Source organism: Streptomyces sp. NPDC058579, assembly GCF_042718575.1.
Classification (GTDB): Bacteria; Actinomycetota; Actinomycetes; order Streptomycetales; family Streptomycetaceae; genus Streptomyces.
Genome location: NZ_JBHXPI010000003.1, coordinates 253,284 through 269,307, shown reverse-complemented (window position 1 = coordinate 269,307; position 16,024 = coordinate 253,284). Strand labels below are relative to the sequence as shown.

Genomic DNA, 16,024 nt, shown 5'->3' with positions numbered 1-16,024 from the left:
GGGTTACTCCGCGTATCGCCCCTATCCGGGGCAACCCCAGAGTCAGTTCTCGGTCGCGTACCGCGTAAACGAGCAAACCACCTACCGCTCGGTATGGAGCGACTTAGCATGCCGCAACGGGACCGCTTATCCGCACCATTCGGAGTCGCACCCATGAACCCTCATCGCAAGATCCGCTCTTCCCCCGTTCCGCGAACCGGTGTGAGTCGGCCGGTTCAGCGCGGGATTTCCATCGCGGGGCTGGTGGTCATTCCCCTGCTCGTCCTCGGCGGCAGTGAAGGATTCCGGGCCGCCCTCGACTTCACCAGCGGCGTGCTGTCGCTGGTGTCCCTCACCGCGTCCGTCGCGTGGGGTCTGATCGCGACCGACCGGCTGCTGCTCTCCACCCGGCACCGGCTGCTCGCCCAGGGGATCCACCGCGGCACCGCGGTCGCCGCGCTCGGCTTCCTGCTGCTGCACGGCACCGTGAAGGTCGCCCTCGGCCGGGTCGAGCCGGTCGGCGCGCTGCTCCCCTTCGGCCTCGGCGTCTCCGGAAGCTCGGCGCTCATCGGCTTCGGCTCGCTCGCCGGGCTCCTCATGGTCGTCACGGCCGCCACCGGCGCGCTGCGCAGCACCTTGGCGGGCCGGAGCCGTTTCGCCGCCCGCTGGCGCCCGCTGCACATGCTGGCGTACCCGGCCTGGTGCTTCGCCCTGGTCCACGGTCTGTACGCGGGACGCCCGGCCGCCACCTGGGTCCTCGTCATGTACTGCCTGGCGCTGACCGCGGTCGCGGCGGCCGTCTCGCTCCGGTTGCTGCCCGCCCCCGCGCAGCGGGCGCTCGTGGACCGGCTCGCCGGCCTCCTGGCGTCCCTGGAGGGTCGCTCCCGGCCCCCGGAGCCGGACAGGACGGTCGAGAGGCCCGAAGGCCCAGCCGGCGCCGAGAGCCCGGCGGGCCCGTCCGCCGGGCCCGTCCCCGACGAGCCCGCCACCGTGTCCGCCGAGTGGCTCGACCGCCCTGCCCCCGGCGTCCCCGCCGGCTTCTCGGCCGCCTACCGCGCGGTCTCCCGCTCCATCGGCGAGCCCCGGCCCGAGCAGGCCCCGTACGACACGGAGAGCGTGCCGTACGCCTCGGAGCCGACCCCGTACCAGCCCGATCCCACCCCGTACCAGCCCGAGCCCACTCCGTACGCAGCCGCGGCCGATCCCGTCGGACCCGCCCCGCTCGCCGAGCGCGTTCCCCTGACCGAGGAGATACCCGTCGTCCCCGAACCGCCCCGCCGCCCCGGCTTCTGGCCCGCCCCCTCGCCCCCGATGCCGACCTACGCGGCCCCGGCCCCGACGCCGACGTACGGGGCGCCTCCCCCGGCGCCGACGTACGCCAGCCCGCCGCCCGCGGGTGAGCCCTGGACCGCGCCCTCTGGAGAACGCCCGTGAACGCACCGCTCCCCGACGTCCCCGAGGTACGGGTGGTCGGCCTGCCCCAGCTCACCCAGGGTTTCGACCTGGTCGAGCGGCTCGGGCTCGACATGCACCTGAAGGTGCACGGGCCGCTCGACCCCATGAGCGGCGAGTACCTGGCCAGACTCGCGGACGAGATGTCCCTCCACGGGCGCGGTGGCGCCGGTTTTCCCTTCGGCCGCAAGCTCAGGGCGGTCGGCGAGGCGGCGATCCGCCGTGGGGTGCGCCCGGTGGTCGTGATCAACGGCAGCGAAGGCGAACCCGCCTGCCGCAAGGACACCGTGCTGCTCAACCGCGCCCCGCACCTGATCCTGGACGGCGCGCTGCTGGCGGCGGAGGCCCTCGGTGCCCGGACGCTGATCGTGGCCGTCACCCGTAACTCCACGGAGATATCCATCCGGGCCGCACTCGCCGAGCGCGGCCTGTCCGACCGGCGCGGACAGGGTCTACGCGCGCGTGTCGTCCGTACTCCCGAGCGGATGGTCTCCGGGGAGGCCTCCGCTGTGATCCGCGCGGCGGGCGGCGGCCCCGCCCTGCCGCCCGGCCGCCGGGAGCGCGCGGCCGAGTCGGGGGTGGGCGGCGCGCCGACGCTGCTGTCCAACGCCGAGACCTTCGCCCAGCTGGCCGTGGCGGCCCGGATCGGTCCGCGCCGCTACCGCCACACCGGCCTGGACGCGGAGCCCGGCACGGTCCTGCTGACGCTGTCCGGCTCGGTCGCGCGCCCGATGGTCGTCGAGGTGCCCACGGGCGTCCCGCTGCGGTACGTGCTCCAGCTGGCGGGGGCCCCTGCGCTGCCCCAGGGCGTCCTCACGGGCGGCTACCACGGGAGCTGGATCGACTCGGTCGCGGTCGACGACGCGGTCGTCTCGCGGGCGTCCCTCGCGGCCGTCGGCGGGGCGCTCGGGGCCGGGGCGATCCTGCCGATCGGACCGGAGACCTGCCCGCTCGGGGAGTCGCTGCGGGTCGCGAACTGGCTGGCGGCGGAGACCGCCGGTCAGTGCGGGCCGTGCCGGCTCGGGCTCCCCGCAGCCGCCGGCGGTCTCTCCGACGTACTGAACGGGGGCGGCCCGGCCGCGCTGGAGGCGCTGCGGGCGGTCACCCAGGCGGTCAAGGGCCGGGGCGCGTGCAAGCACCCGGACGGTTCGGCCCGCTTCCTCGCCTCGACGCTCTCGTCGTTCACGGACGACCTGGCAGCCCATGTCCTCGGCGGCGGCTGCGGCCGCCCGACCCTCGGCGTGCTGCCGCTGCCCGGGCCTGGCCAGCAGGACGCGGAGGAGTCGATTCCGAGCGGCGAGAAGCTGGCCGTGGACTGGACGCTCTGCCAGGGGCACGGGCTGTGCGCGGACATCGTGCCGGAGCTGATCCGGCTGGGCCCCGACGGCTATCCGGCGCTCGCCGACGCCTCCGTGCCGACGCATCTGCGGGGCCGGGCGCAGCGGGCCGTACGCCGTTGTCCCGCGCTGGCGCTCCGGGTCGAGCAGACGGCCCAGGAGCGTCCGGCGCTTCCGCCCGGCGGCGGCCGCAAGGCGCTGGGCAGCGGCAGGGGTTGACCCCAGGAGCCGTCGACAGTCACAGACGGCCGCACACGAAGAAGCGGACCATCCGATCCGGATGGTCCGCTTCTTCGTTCTCTTGTGGAGCTAAGGAGAATTGAACTCCTGACCTCCTGCATGCCATGCAGGCGCTCTACCAACTGAGCTATAGCCCCGTGCTGTCCGCCCTGTTCCGGGTTTCCCCCGCGGCGACAGACAGAACATTAACCGGCCGTCCGGGGGATCACCAAATCGTTTCCCTGGGCGTTCGAACGCGGCGGGTAGGGTCCCCCTCTGTGACCGTGTCCGTGATCGCCCGCACCCGCGCCCGCCAGTGGCCCCTCGCCACCGCCGTGGCGGTTTGTCTCCTGTCGTTCGTCGCTTTCTGGGTGGCGCAGCGGCTCGCCCACGTGAACATGCTCGACGTGATGGTCTATCGGGCCGAGGGGGAGACGGTCCGGGCCGGCGGCGATCTCTACGCGATGCGCGCCACCTCGGCGAACCTCGCCATGACCTACCCGCCCTTCGCGGGGCTGATGTTCGTCCCGCTGACGTTCGTCGACGTCCCGCTGATGCGGACGCTGGCCACGGCCGGAAACCTGCTTCTCGTGGTCGCGCTGGTCCAGCTCTCGCTGCGCCTGGTCCGGCCATCCCTCTCCGCCGAGCGGCTGTGGCGCGCCACGCTCTTGGTGGCGGCGGTCGTCGTCTGGTGCGAGCCGGTGTGGACGACGCTGCGGTACGGGCAGATCAACCTGCTCATCGCGGTGGCCGTGCTGTGGGACTTCACACGCCGCGAGGGCAGCCGCTGGGCGGGCGTGGGCATCGGTCTCGCGACTGCGGTGAAGCTCACACCGGGGCTCTTCGTCGTCCTCCTGCTGGCGGCCGGGCTGCTCCAGTGGCGTCGCGAGCGGCGCTGGAACGCGTGGCTGCGGATGGCCGCCACGGCGACGGCGGTGTTCCTCGGGACGACCCTGGCCAGCGCGCTGGCCCTGCCGTACGACTCCAAGCGCTTCTGGACCCACACGCTCTTCGAGACGGGCCGGGTCGGCTTCGCCGAGGAGACCGCGAACCAGTCGCTGCGCGGGGTGCTGGCCCGGCTGCTGCACACCGACGACCCCGGTCTGCTGTGGGCGGTCGTCGCGGCCGCGCTCGGAGGCGCCGCGATGGCGCTCGCGGTCCGGGCCGCGCTGCGCGGGGACAAGGCGCTGGCCGTGATCGTCTGCGCGGTGACCGCGCTGATGATCAGCCCGATCTCGTGGTCCCACCACTGGGTGTGGTGCGTGCCGCTGCTGGTGCTGCTGGTGGACCGCCGTGAGCGGATACGGCCGGCCTGGACGGTCTGGGCGGTGCCGCTGGTCTTCGCCTCGTTCGCGCTCTGGTGGGTGCCGCACGACCCGGGCCGCCCCGAACTCGACCAGAACGCCGGCCAGATGCTGCTCTCGGCGATCTATCCGCTGACCGTGACGGCGCTGTTCGTGGGGTACGCGCTCACGCGCCGGCCTCAGGCCGTGGCGAAGGAGTAGAACCGCTTGAGGGTGCAGTGTTCGTCGAGGAGCCGGCCGTAGATCGGCTCCCCTTCGAGCTCGCGGTAGGTCTCGATGGGGTCGCCTTTTATGATCAGCGCCCGCGCGCACTCCTCGCACCAGTACTGGTAGTCGACGTTGACCGGGTCCATGTCACGGACGATGGGCGTACCACTGCCGCACCAGTCGCATTTCCGCCTGTGCGCACCCATCACTCAGCTCCAGCTGTGGCCGCAGGACGTGCACACATAGGACACTCCGCCGTTGTCACCGAGCATTTGGGCCACCTGGGCGGAACCGCACGAGGGGCAGTCGGACAGAACCTCAAAAGGTTCCGCGGACTCGACGGGATCGGTGACGGCATGGGCCTCGGCATCCTCGGCACCGCTCACGGCCAACGCGCACTCCCTCCCGCCCGGACCCTCGTTCCCCTCCGGCCGTCCGATTCTGCCATGGCCCCGCAAGGGGGTCAGCGAGCTCGGCGTACCAGGGCGGTCGACGCGCCCAAGATCGAAGCGGCGGCCAGCGCGAGGGCGCACGCCCACAGCGCCTCGCCGGAGTCATACGCCCCTGGCGCGTGCAGCCGCCCCAGGAAGAGCGCACCGAAGGCCGCCACGCCGATCAGCTGCCCCAGCTGGGTGACGGTGGCGAGCAGTCCGCTGGCGTCGGCGGCGTCCTCGGGCCTGACGGCGGCCAGAGCGCGGGTCAGGGCGGGGCTGAAGGCGAGCGCGAGCCCTCCGCCCATGGCGGCGAGCGCCGGGTAGAGGGCCCAGCCGCCCGTGCCGCCGCCCTGGAGGAGCGCGCCCATGGCCAGAGCGGCGGCCGCGGCGGCGAGGAAGCCGGCCGGGACCAGCACGCGCTGCGCGCGGGCGGGCCAGCGCCGCCAGGTGAGGCCGATCACGCCGAAGACGACGGCGGCCGGTGCGAAGGTCAGCCCCGCGCGCAGCGCGCTGAAACCGAGCCCTCCCTGCAGGTGCAGGGTGAGGGTGAACAGGAAACCGGCATTGACGGCCATCGCCACGCCGATCCGGAACGCGGCCTTCCCTATGCCGGGGATCCGCAGGACGCGCGGGGCGATGAGCGGGGCGCCGCCCCGGCGGGCGAGCCCCGACTCGTACGCGCCGAAGGCCACGAACATGACCGCGGAGACCGCGAGCGAGATCCAGGACCACAGCGGCCAGTCCTCCTCCTGCCCGAGGACCAGCGGGACGGTCAGCAGTGAGACGGCGGCCGCGAGCAGGACCAGGCCGGGCAGGTCGAGGGGGCGGGAGCGTTCGGGTTCGGTGCGCGCGTCGCGCGGCAGGACGCGTGCGCCGAGCGCCAGCAGGGCCAGTCCGATGGGCACGTTGACGAGGAAGACCGGCCGCCATCCGCTGCCGAGGAGATCGGCGCTGACGAGGACTCCGCCGACGACCTGTCCCGCGGCGGCGCCGGTGGCGAGCACGGCGGAGTACGCCCCGAGGGCCCGGACGCGGCCCTCGCCGGTGAAGGTGCGCTGGATGAGGCTGAGCACCTGCGGGATCATCAGGGCCGCCCCGGCCCCCTGGACGAGCCGGAAGGCGATCAACTGGCCCGTGTCGGCGGCCAGTCCGCAGGCGAGCGAGGCGGCGGTGAAGACGGCGAGTCCGCCGAGGTACATCCTTCGGTGGCCGAGGCGGTCACCGAGACGCGCGCCGGTGATCAGCAGGACCGCGTAGGCGATGGTGTATCCGGCGACGACGAGCTGAAGTCCCGCTCCCGAGGCCCCCAGTTCGGTACGGATAGTGGGGGCGGCGACATTGACGATGAAGACGTCGAGCAGCGCCATGAACTGCGCGGCGAGCACCACGGCGAGCAGCAGCCCGGGGCGGTTGTCGGTGCCACCGTCTTTACTGAGTACGGGACGTGTTGTGGTCGTCGTCATGGCAGCCAGCCTGACGGGGGTCCGATACGGGTAACGAGAGCCCGCTGATGCTGGTACTGACACCACCTGGCAACGGCGGTACGGGGACTCGACCATGGGGGTGTGACGATCTTGGCAGCACCGGCACAGCCGCGCCGCAGACACGAACTGGCCGCGTTCCTGCGCGGCCGCCGGGCCCGGGTGACTCCGGAGGACGTGGGGATGCCACCCGGCTTCCGCCGCCGCACACCGGGGCTGCGCCGCGAGGAGGTCGCCCAGCTCTCCGGCGTCGGCGTCACCTGGTACACCTGGCTGGAACAGGGCCGTCCGATCAACGCCTCCGCCCAGGTGCTCGACGCGGTGGCCCGTGTCCTCCGGCTCGACCGGCCCGAGCGCGAGCATCTGTACCACCTCGCGGAGGTGCCGTTGGCGCCGGACCACGCCGCCGAGGACGTGGACGTGGTCAGCCCGGAGATCCAGGGCATCCTGGACGCCCTGGTCCCTCATCCGGCGGTGGTCTACAACAGCCGGTACGACGTGCTCGCGACCAACTCGACGTACCGGCTGCTCTTCCCCGCTCCGGACACCACACCGGCCGATACCCGCAATGTCCTGTGGACGCTCTTCACGATGGAGGACCACAGCTGTCCGCTCGTCGACAAGGGGCGCGAGCTTCCGCTGATGGTGGCCCAGATGCGCGGCGCCTACGGCCGGCACGTGGGCGAGCCCGCCTGGGAGTCGTTCGTCCGCGGGCTCGCGGCGGCGAGCCCGGAGTTCGCGCGGCTGTGGCGGAGCGGCGACGTGGTCCCGCCCGGCAGCCACGTCAAGACCTTCCGTCACGACGCCGTGGGAGAGCTCCGGATGACCTCTGTGTCCCTCTCCATCAACGGGATGCCGGAGTGCCGGATCGTCGCCTACACCCCCAACGACGAGGAGAGCGGACGGGCGATCGAGACGCTCCGCGCCGAGGGGGTGGACACCTGGACGTGACGGCACCGGAGGAGGTGGGAGGGGAACGGACAGGGGGAAACGACGAATCCCGCCCCCTGATGGGGACGGGATTCGGTGACTGTGGAGCTAAGGAGAATTGAACTCCTGACCTCCTGCATGCCATGCAGGCGCTCTACCAACTGAGCTATAGCCCCTCGTGTTCTTCGCGCTCAGCGCTGCGAACAAGAAGAACTTTAGCCTGTGACCTGCCGGAAAGTGAAATCCGGGTCGGAGGTGCGCTCAGTCGTCGTCGCCGAGTACCGGTTCGGGCAGCGTGCCGGCGTTGTGCTCCATGAGCCGCCAGCCTCGGGCGCCCTCGCCGAGGACCGACCAGCAGCAGTTGGAGAGCCCACCGAGGCTCTCCCAGTGATGCGCCTCCAGGCCGAGGAGCCGGCCGATGGTGGTGCGGATGGTGCCGCCGTGGCTCACGACGACGAGGGTGCCGTCCTCCGGCAGCTTGTCGGCGTACTCCAGGACGAGCGGGGCGGCCCGGTCGGCGACCTCGGTCTCCAGCTCGCCGCCGCCCCGGCGCACGGGTTCGCCGCGCTTCCAGGCGGCGTACTGCTCGCCGAAGCGCCCCACGATCTCCTCGTGGGTCAGCCCCTGCCACTCCCCCGCGTACGTCTCGCGCAGGGCGGAGTCGTGCGTGATGACGTGGCCGGTGATCGCGGACAGCTCGGCGGCCGTGGCCGCCGCCCGCTTCAGGTCGGAGGCGATGATCGCGTCCGGCTTGAGCGAGGCGAGCAGCCGGGCGGCCCGGCGCGCCTGGGCGACGCCGGTCTCGGTCAGCTCGATGTCCGTGGAGCCCTGGAAGCGGCGCTCCAGGTTCCATGAGGTCTGGCCGTGCCGCCACAGGACGATGCGGCGGCCGCTGCCGCCCTTGGTGGTGCTCAGCTCAGCTCACCGTCCGTCTCCTCGCCGACGCCGGTGAGCGCGGCATGCTCGGCGGCCTTGCCGCGGGTCTTCAGGGCGTCGTCGGGGAGGGGCAGCTCGGGGCAGTCCTTCCACAGCCGCTCCAGGGCGTAGAAGACCCGCTCCTCGCTGTGCTGGACGTGGACGACGATGTCGACGTAGTCGAGCAGGATCCAGCGGGCGTCGCGGTCGCCCTCGCGGCGGACCGGCTTGGCGCCGAGCTCCTTGTTGAGCCGCTCCTCGATCTCGTCGACGATCGACTTGACCTGGCGGTCGTTGGGCGCGGAGGCGAGCAGGAAGGCGTCGGTGATCGACAGCACATCGCTGACGTCGTACGCGATGATGTCGTGCGCGAGCCGGTCGGCCGCCGCCTGGGCGGCGGCGTTGACGAGCTCGATGGAACGATCCGTGGCGGTCACAAGCAGGCTTTCGTCGGCGGTCAGAGACACATCAAGGGTCTCACGTACCGCCGACCGCCCCGCAAACGATTACGAACGGGTCACTTCTTGGTCCCGGGGATCTTGTAGTCCTGGCCCAGAACCACCGTGACATCGGCGTTTCCGGCGGGCTTGCCCTTCTTTGCCGCGCCGTCCGGGAGCCCGAGGGTCTTGGCGACCTCGGCGGCGGTCGCCTTCTGGGCGTCGTCGCCGTACAGGACCTGGGACGTCTCCTCGGTGTCCGCCTTCGCACCGCCCACGAAGGCGAAGCCTCCGTTGACCAGGACGACCCTGGCGGCCTCGGTGGCGTTCTTGCCGGTGGCGTCCTTGACCGAGACACGGACCGCCGCGCCCTGCTCGGGGGCGCTGACCTTGCCGCCGAGGATGTCCTTGACCACGCTGTCGGCCGCGGCCTCGCTGAGCGAGCCGTCCTGCTCCACCGGGAGTACGGCCGTCTTGTAGTCGCCGCCCTTGGCATGCTTGGCGAGACCGGCGAGCGAGGCGCCGAGGTCCTTCTCCGGCAGCGACGGGTCCAGGATCATGACCAGCGTCGCGATGGTGTCCGCGTTGGCCTTGGGGTCGTCGGACATCTTCCGCAGCACGCTGTAGAGGACCTGGCCGAAGCGCTGGAGCTGCTTGGCCTCGGCCTCGCCGGGCGCGCGGTAGGTGGCGTAGGCGACGGCGGCGCGTCCGTTCAGGGTCTGGTTCTCGCCCTTGGTGACGAGCGGGTCCTCGCCCTTCTTGTCACTGGGCACGGTGACGTCGGTGGTGAGGTCGATGCTGCTGACCGTCTCGACCAGGTTCTCCAGGAACGGGCTGTCCAGGCGCCAGGTGCCGGTGATCTTCGTGCCCAGGAGGTTGCCGACCGCCTCGCGCGTGCCGCTGGAGCCGTCGTCCTCGACGGACTTGGCGAGAGTGGTCGCCGAGCCCTCCGAATTGGACACGGAGAGGCTGTTGGGGAGCAGGACGGTGGTGCCCTGTCCGGTCGTGGTGTTGTCGACGAGGAGCGCGGTGGAGGTGTTGCCGCTCTTGATGTCGTGGAGGTGCACGACGATCGTGTCGCGCTTCTGCGGGCCGGTCGCGGTGTTCTGCTTCTGCTCCTCGCCGGACAGGCCGGGGAGCTTGCCCGCGGACCAGAGGTAGCCGACCCCGCCGACGGCGGCGAGGGCCAGGACCACGATGAGGGCGACGACCCGGTTGCGGCCGCGCCTCCTGGCCTCCTCGCGCCGCTCGGAGCGGCTCTCGGTGAACTTCAGCCAGTCGATGACGTCTTCGGAGTCCTCGTCGGGCTCCTCGATGAACGAGAACTGCTCGGTGCGGTAGTCGCGGTCACCGCCGCCCTCGGGCGCGGGGCGCTGGCCCGGCACACCGGGCGGCGCGGCCACCGGGGCGGGCGCGGGAGCGGGCCTGGGCGCGGCGGCCGGGGCCGTGTCGCCCTGGACCGCCCACTGCTGGCCGGTGTCGTACGAGGAGTAGCCGTAGCCCTGCTGCGGATGCTGCTGCTGCGCCTGCGGCTGCCCGTACGGGTCGTACTGCGGCTGCTGCTGGGGGGCCGCCTGGGGCTGCTGGGGCTGGAGCGGCTGCCCGTAGGCGTCGTAGCCGTACCCCTGCTGTTGTCCCTGGTTCTGCCCCTGCTGCTGTCCTTGGTGCTGGACATGCTGCTGCTGGGCGTACGGGTCGTACGGCTGCTGCGCCTGTGCTGGGACCTGCTGGTACACCGGTTGCCCGTACTCGTCGTAGCCGATGATCTGCGGCTGCGGGTAGTACGGGTCGTACGGGTTCTGGTCGTTCACCGGTGCCCCTCTCCGAGGCTCACTCGCCGCGGTACAACTGGCGCTTGTCGATGTAGCGAACCACACCGTCCGGCACCAAATACCAGACCGGATCGCCCTTGGCGACCCTCGCCCGGCAGTCGGTGGAGGAGATGGCGAGTGCGGGAACCTCGACGAGCGAGACGCCCCCCTTGGGCAGGCCGTCGTCCGTGAGGTCGTGGCCCGGCCGGGTGACGCCGATGAAGTGGGCGAGCGAGAAGAGTTCCTCCGCGTCGCGCCACGTGAGGATCTGCGACAGCGCGTCGGCACCCGTGATGAAGAAGAGGTCCGAGTCGCTGTTGAGGGAGCGCAGGTCACGCAGGGTGTCGATGGTGTACGTGGGCCCGCCCCGGTCGATCTCGATACGGCTGACCGAGAACTGCGGGTTGGACGCCGTGGCGATGACCGTCATCAGATAGCGGTCCTCGGCCGGCGACACCGTCTTGTCGCTCTTCTGCCACGGCTGCCCGGTCGGCACGAACACCACCTCGTCGAGGTGGAACAGGGCGGCCACCTCGCTGGCGGCCACCAGGTGTCCGTGGTGGATCGGGTCGAACGTTCCGCCCATCACGCCGAGTCGGCGCTTGCCGCGGCCGCCAGTAGGCACTTCCTGCTCTCCCATGCGTGCAGAGCCTACTGGCACGGCAGCGGGCGCCTTCGGTCCGGTCTCCGGCTCAGCGGTCGCGGTTGAAGCGGGTGGTGATCCACAGCAGCAGGAGCAGCGCGCCGAGCGCGCCGAAACCGGTGAGGTAGGGGTTGAGACTGTCGTGGTTGCCGCCGTGCTCGGCGCCCTCGGCGAGCATGACCAGGTTCGTGGCGGTGCTGTGGAGGCTCATCTTCGGCAGGACCTATCGATCGGGGATGGGAGCGGAGACTTCGCGCACATCGTATGCGGGCCGTCCGGGCACGCTCACGCCGACTCAGTCGTTGACCGGGCTGTCGTACCCCGCCGTTGCACCCGCGCCGGAGTTATCCACAGGCTCGGGCGCTCCGGGACCCCAGCACCTAGGCTGGGACGCGTCAGGGGGACGAGCAAGGTCTCGTACGAACAGGGGGCATCCATGACTGAGAAGACCGACAACGGCCAGGGGAACGTGCCGAGCAGGCAGCGCAAGCGCTTCCCGGACATCTCCTCACGCGCCTACGAGCACCCGGCGGACCGTTCGGCGCTCGTGGCCCTGCGCAAGCTCACCGGCTTCGACACGGTCTTCAAGGCGCTCAGCGGTCTGCTGCCCGAGCGCAGCCTGCGACTGCTCTTCCTCTCCGACTCCGTGCGGGTGAGCGACGCACAGTTCTCCCACCTCAACGACATGCTGAGGGACGCGTGTTACATCCTGGACCTGGAGAAGGTCCCGCCGATGTACGTCACGCAGGACCCGAAGCCGAACGCGATGTGCATCGGCCTGGACGAGCCGATCATCGTGGTCACCACCGGCCTCGTGGAGCTGCTCGACGAGGAGGAGATGCGCGCGGTCGTCGGCCACGAGGTGGGCCACGCCCTCTCCGGTCACTCCGTGTACCGCACGATCCTGCTGTTCCTCACCAGCCTGGCGGTCAAGATCGCCTGGATCCCGCTCGGGAACGTGGCGATCATGGCGATCGTGACGGCCCTGCGGGAGTGGTTCCGCAAGTCCGAGCTTTCGGCGGACCGGGCGGGGCTGCTTGTCGGCCAGGACCTGCAGGCGTCGATGCGCGGTCTGATGAAGATCGCCGGTGGCAACCATCTGCACGAGATGAACGTGGACGCGTTCCTCGCCCAGGCCGACGAGTACGAGAAGGGCGGCGATCTGCGCGACTCCGTCCTGAAGATCCTCAACGTGCTCCCGCGCACGCACCCCTTCACCACCGTCCGGGCGGCGGAGCTGAAGAAGTGGTCCGAGACCCGGGACTACCAGCGGATCATGGACGGTCACTACCCCCGGCGCACGGAGGACAAGGACACCTCGGTGACCGACTCCTTCCGGGAGTCCGCCGGGCACTACGCCGAGTCGGTGCGCACCAGCAAGGACCCGCTGATGAAGCTGGTCGGCGACATCGCCGGTGGCGCGGGCGACCTTGCGGGCGACCTGGGCGGGAAGCTGCGCGGCCGGTTCGGCGGCGGGGCCCCGCGCGGCGACGGCGGAACGGCCGGCGGTGAGCAGGCCGGTGGTGCGAAGGGCGACGCGGGCGACGCCGGCGGCGGGAGCGGAAGAGGCGACGGCGCTCAGAGCGAGGGCTGAGCGCTCGGGGCGAGGGTCCCGCAGAGCGCGGAGACGGAGGGCCGGCCCGTGGCGTACGGGTCGGTGACGGCCGGCCGGCCCGGGTCGGGGGTCCGTTCGCCCGCGAGCAGCGGGTGGAGGGCTCCGCCGGCATCGGGTCCGCAGGCCTGCGGACCGGCCTGGACGGTGCTGGCCAGCAGCTCGGCGCGGTGCATCCGCAGGTCCTCGCGGTCGAAGCGGAAGTGGACCGCGCGGTGGACGGTGAAGAGGGACGCGTCGGCCACGGGCCCGGCGCCGGCGGCCGCCGGACGCAGCGCGTAGGTGAAGGTGTGGTCCGCGGTGACCTCCAGCATGTCGGCGGCCGTCTCCGCGAAGCGGAGGGTGCCCTGGACGCGGACGCCCGGATCGGCGAGGGCGACCTCGGCCGGGTCGAAGCGAACCAGCCAGCCGGCCTCCGCGTGGCGGCCGTCGTCGAGCGAGGACTCGACGCTCTGGTCGAACTGCGCGAGCTGGTCGGGGTCGAGCAGCAGGCGGGCGGGGCGGACCGTCACCCCCGCCAGCACGTCGGGCTCCAGGGAGGAGGCGACGAGGTAGTCCTTGGCGATGGACAGGGCCGTCACCACCTGGCTCTCCGAGAAGTGGGTGGTCCGGCCGGCGACCGGGAGGTTGATGCCGGCGGCGCCCGTGCGGTACTCGGCGGCGGGGCTGTGGTCGAAGAGCTGGGTGGGTTGGCCACCCGGGACCGGGCCCTGCGGGGCGAGCGGGACCACGGTGATCCGCAGCGGTTCGGCCCGCTGGTCGACGGGCGGCTGGTAGGGGTTGCGGACGCCGAGATAGATGGCCGTACCGAAGGCGAGGAGGATCAGCAGCACCAGCAGGACCGCCTGGCGGGAGCCGCTTCTGGGCTCCCAGGCGGGGCGGGAGCGGACGGCCTGGGAGTGCTCGCCCATCCGCTCCTCGGCCGAGAACTCCTGGAGCCGGGCAGCATTGACGAACGACTCGTCGAAGACGACGGATCGGTACTCGTCCTCACCACCGCCGGGGTCGGGAACCGGCCCCTCAGGCGGGTCGCCACGCCCTGCCATACCTTCAGAGTAGGTCGGACGCGGCTCCGGTAAACGCCCAGGTACACGACAAGTTCCGAAGAATTCGGACGTGTGGCGCGAATGGCCCGGCCATGCGTCCGGGCCGGTGTCCGTGTGTGTTCAGGGAGTGCGCGGAACGGCGGGGACGGGGGGCGCGGAGTACTCGGCGGAGGCCGAGGGCGCGGTGACCGCCGGAGGGTTCTCGCGGGGCTTGTCGATGCCGGTGGTGGCGGGGGCCGGGACCTGGTCCTGGCGGTTGGCGGAGGCGCCCCGGTAGACCGCGGTGAAGGCGAGGGCGACCATGCCGACGCCCATCACCAGGGCGAGCACCCAGGCGACGGGCCGGTGCCAGCGGGCGCTGCCCCGGTAGGGGCGCAGGGCGCCGCCGTGCGGGCCGTAGGGGCCGCAGTCGCCGTCGGGGTCGTCCGGGTCGTAGGCGTCGCCGTGGAGGCCGCCGAAGGGGTCCGAGGGGTCGTAGCCGTCGTCGCCGGGTCGCACGCCGGCTCTGGCGCGGGCGGCCTCGGCCTCGGCGCGCGCCTGCGCGGCCGCGAGGAGGCGTTCCACGGCGGTCGGCTCGTGGACCTCGGCGGCCCGTACGAAGTCCTCGTCGAACACCACGTTGGCGAAGTCGTCCTTCGCGCCCCCGCGGTCGTCCGAGTTCTCAGGGTCCCTGCCGTCCTGGAACGGCCTGCCCCCCACGTCGTCCGGCACGTTTTTCAGAGTAGACCTGGGAGGTGGTTTTGGGCAGGGAGAGTGCGGAACATCCCTGACCGTCCGGTCCCCCGCGGCCCCGCGGGAGCGGGGCCGAACGGGGGAAACCTGCGGGTCAGCGGGTGTGGCCGTCGCCCGTGACGATGTACTTCGTCGAGGTCAGCTCGGGCAGGCCCATGGGCCCGCGGGCGTGGAGTTTCTGGGTCGAGATGCCGATCTCGGCGCCGAAGCCGAACTGGCCTCCGTCGGTGAAACGGGTGGACGCGTTGACGGCGACCGTCGTGGAGTCGACCAGCTGGGTGAAGCGGCGGGCGGCGGCCTGCGAGGTGGTGACGATCGCCTCGGTGTGGCCGGAGGACCAGAGCCGGATGTGCTCGACGGCCTTGTCGAGGGAGTCGACGACGGCGGCGGCGATGTCGTAGGAGAGGTACTCGGTCTCCCAGTCCTCGGGGGTCGCCGGGACGACGGTGGCCGTGGAGCCCTCGGCGTGGGCGAGGACCCGCTCGTCGGCGTGGACGGTGACGCCGGCGTCGGCCAGGGCGTCCAGGGCGCGCGGCAGGAAGGCCTCCGCGATGTCCTGGTGGACCAGGAGCGTCTCGGCGGAGTTGCAGACGCTGGGCCGCTGGGCCTTGGAGTTGATCAGGATGTCGACGGCCATGTCGAGGTCGGTCTGGGCGTCCACGTAGACGTGGCAGTTCCCGGTGCCGGTCTCGATGACGGGGACGGTGGACTCCTCGACGACCGTACGGATCAGGGAGGCGCCGCCGCGCGGGATCAGGACGTCGACCAGGCCGCGGGCGCGCATCAGTTCCCGTACCGAGTCGCGGGACTCGCCGGGGACGAGCTGGACGGCGTCGGCGGGCAGACCGGCGCCTCCGACGGCGTCGCGCAGGACCTTCACCAGGGCGGTGTTGGAGGAGTACGCGGAGGACGAGCCGCGCAGCAGGACGGCGTTGCCGGACTTGAGGCAGAGGGCGGCCGCGTCGACGGTCACGTTGGGCCGGGCCTCGTAGATGATGCCGACGACGCCGAGGGGGACGCGGACCTGGCGGAGGTCGATGCCGTTGGGGAGGGTCGAGCCGCGCACGACCTCGCCCACGGGGTCCGGCAGGGCGGCCACGTCGCGGACGTCGGCGGCGATGGCGCGGACCCTCTCGGGGGTGAGGGTGAGCCGGTCGATGACGGTCTCGCTGGTGCCGGCCTCGCGGGCGCGGGCGATGTCCTCGGCGTTGGCCTCGACGATCTCGGCGGTACGGACCTCGAGGGCGTCCGCGACCGCCAGCAGGGCGTCGTCCTTGGCCGCGCGCGGAAGTGGCGCGATTTCGGCGGCGGCGGCGCGGGCGCGGTAGGCGGCCCGGGCGACCGGGGACAGGTTGTCGAGGGGCGTGAGCGAGGTCATGCCCGCAGGGTACTGGCACCTCTGCGGACATCCCTCACGAATGCCGTCCGTATCCCGCACTCCGAGACGCCCGAAGCACCCGCACCCCGAGACTCCTCGAGCCCCAG

At 71.9% G+C, this 16,024-nt stretch carries 16 protein-coding genes and 2 tRNA genes; 5 read left to right on the top strand and 13 right to left on the bottom strand.

Features of this window, described 5'->3' with window-relative positions:
* Positions 1-243 precede the first annotated feature (243 nt).
* Both ACFWRO_RS06470 and ACFWRO_RS06465 read left to right on the top strand, forming a co-directional pair.
* Positions 244-1,413 (top strand): hypothetical protein, encoded by a 1,170-nt coding sequence (locus ACFWRO_RS06470; protein WP_384505097.1) that lies wholly within the window; start codon positions 244-246, stop codon positions 1,411-1,413.
* Entirely contained in the window at positions 1,410-2,987 is a 1,578-nt protein-coding gene (locus ACFWRO_RS06465) for an NADH-ubiquinone oxidoreductase-F iron-sulfur binding region domain-containing protein (protein ID WP_384505093.1), read from the top strand. The genes ACFWRO_RS06470 and ACFWRO_RS06465 overlap by 4 nt, the downstream gene beginning before the upstream one ends.
* 85 nt (positions 2,988-3,072) lie before the next feature.
* Here the strand turns inward: ACFWRO_RS06465 and ACFWRO_RS06460 are convergent.
* Positions 3,073-3,145, bottom strand: a tRNA-Ala gene (locus ACFWRO_RS06460).
* A 120-nt stretch (positions 3,146-3,265) separates the two neighbouring features.
* Between ACFWRO_RS06460 and ACFWRO_RS06455 the strand changes: the two genes are divergently transcribed.
* Positions 3,266-4,492, top strand: a complete 1,227-nt coding sequence (locus tag ACFWRO_RS06455; protein ID WP_384505090.1) for a glycosyltransferase 87 family protein — start codon at positions 3,266-3,268, stop codon at positions 4,490-4,492.
* Here the strand turns inward: ACFWRO_RS06455 and ACFWRO_RS06450 are convergent.
* The 3 genes from ACFWRO_RS06450 to ACFWRO_RS06440 form a co-directional block, all read right to left on the bottom strand.
* Entirely contained in the window at positions 4,471-4,704 is a 234-nt protein-coding gene (locus tag ACFWRO_RS06450) for a hypothetical protein (protein WP_362006510.1), read from the bottom strand. The genes ACFWRO_RS06455 and ACFWRO_RS06450 overlap by 22 nt on opposite strands.
* A gap of 3 nt (positions 4,705-4,707) precedes the next feature.
* Positions 4,708-4,890, bottom strand: coding sequence for a hypothetical protein (locus tag ACFWRO_RS06445; protein WP_384505087.1), 183 nt, complete (start codon positions 4,888-4,890; stop codon positions 4,708-4,710).
* Positions 4,891-4,961: 71 nt separating this feature from the next.
* Positions 4,962-6,395, bottom strand: coding sequence for an MFS transporter (locus tag ACFWRO_RS06440; RefSeq protein WP_384505084.1), 1,434 nt, complete (start codon positions 6,393-6,395; stop codon positions 4,962-4,964).
* A gap of 102 nt (positions 6,396-6,497) precedes the next feature.
* On the opposite strand from ACFWRO_RS06440, the gene ACFWRO_RS06435 reads away from it, so the two are divergent.
* Complete coding sequence (locus tag ACFWRO_RS06435; RefSeq protein ID WP_384505081.1) at positions 6,498-7,364, top strand: helix-turn-helix transcriptional regulator; 867 nt, start codon at positions 6,498-6,500, stop codon at positions 7,362-7,364.
* 82 nt (positions 7,365-7,446) lie between these two features.
* Here ACFWRO_RS06435 and ACFWRO_RS06430 read toward each other — a convergent pair.
* The 6 genes from ACFWRO_RS06430 to ACFWRO_RS06405 form a co-directional block, all read right to left on the bottom strand.
* Positions 7,447-7,519 (bottom strand) — tRNA-Ala (locus ACFWRO_RS06430).
* A gap of 85 nt (positions 7,520-7,604) precedes the next feature.
* Complete coding sequence (locus ACFWRO_RS06425; protein WP_384505444.1) at positions 7,605-8,258, bottom strand: histidine phosphatase family protein; 654 nt, start codon at positions 8,256-8,258, stop codon at positions 7,605-7,607.
* Positions 8,255-8,695 (bottom strand): ribosome silencing factor, encoded by a 441-nt coding sequence (gene rsfS, locus ACFWRO_RS06420; protein ID WP_384505441.1) that lies wholly within the window; start codon positions 8,693-8,695, stop codon positions 8,255-8,257. The genes ACFWRO_RS06425 and rsfS overlap by 4 nt, the downstream gene beginning before the upstream one ends.
* Positions 8,696-8,775: 80 nt before the next feature.
* Positions 8,776-10,506 carry an LCP family protein gene (locus tag ACFWRO_RS06415; protein WP_384505078.1) on the bottom strand — a complete coding sequence of 577 codons (1,731 nt, stop codon included), beginning with the start codon at positions 10,504-10,506 and terminating at the stop codon, positions 8,776-8,778.
* Between the two features lie 19 nt (positions 10,507-10,525).
* A complete protein-coding gene (gene nadD, locus ACFWRO_RS06410) occupies positions 10,526-11,146 on the bottom strand; it encodes a nicotinate-nucleotide adenylyltransferase (RefSeq protein ID WP_384505076.1) in 621 nt (206 codons plus the stop codon).
* A gap of 52 nt (positions 11,147-11,198) precedes the next feature.
* Positions 11,199-11,360, bottom strand: coding sequence for a hypothetical protein (locus ACFWRO_RS06405; RefSeq protein ID WP_384505073.1), 162 nt, complete (start codon positions 11,358-11,360; stop codon positions 11,199-11,201).
* A 225-nt stretch (positions 11,361-11,585) separates the two neighbouring features.
* Between ACFWRO_RS06405 and ACFWRO_RS06400 the strand changes: the two genes are divergently transcribed.
* The gene (locus tag ACFWRO_RS06400; protein WP_384505070.1) at positions 11,586-12,743 is read left to right on the top strand and encodes a M48 family metallopeptidase; all 1,158 of its coding nucleotides are present in this window, start codon (positions 11,586-11,588) and stop codon (positions 12,741-12,743) included.
* On the opposite strand, the gene ACFWRO_RS06395 is transcribed toward ACFWRO_RS06400, so the two are convergent.
* The 3 genes from ACFWRO_RS06395 to ACFWRO_RS06385 all read right to left on the bottom strand — a co-directional run bounded on the left by ACFWRO_RS06395 (position 12,728) and on the right by ACFWRO_RS06385 (position 15,917).
* Positions 12,728-13,807 carry a hypothetical protein gene (locus ACFWRO_RS06395; protein WP_384505067.1) on the bottom strand — a complete coding sequence of 360 codons (1,080 nt, stop codon included), beginning with the start codon at positions 13,805-13,807 and terminating at the stop codon, positions 12,728-12,730. The genes ACFWRO_RS06400 and ACFWRO_RS06395 overlap by 16 nt on opposite strands.
* Before the next feature lie 120 nt (positions 13,808-13,927).
* Positions 13,928-14,518, bottom strand: coding sequence for a hypothetical protein (locus ACFWRO_RS06390; RefSeq protein WP_384505064.1), 591 nt, complete (start codon positions 14,516-14,518; stop codon positions 13,928-13,930).
* 115 nt (positions 14,519-14,633) lie between these two features.
* A complete protein-coding gene (locus tag ACFWRO_RS06385; protein WP_384505061.1) occupies positions 14,634-15,917 on the bottom strand; it encodes a glutamate-5-semialdehyde dehydrogenase in 1,284 nt (427 codons plus the stop codon).
* Positions 15,918-16,024: the final 107 nt, after the last annotated feature.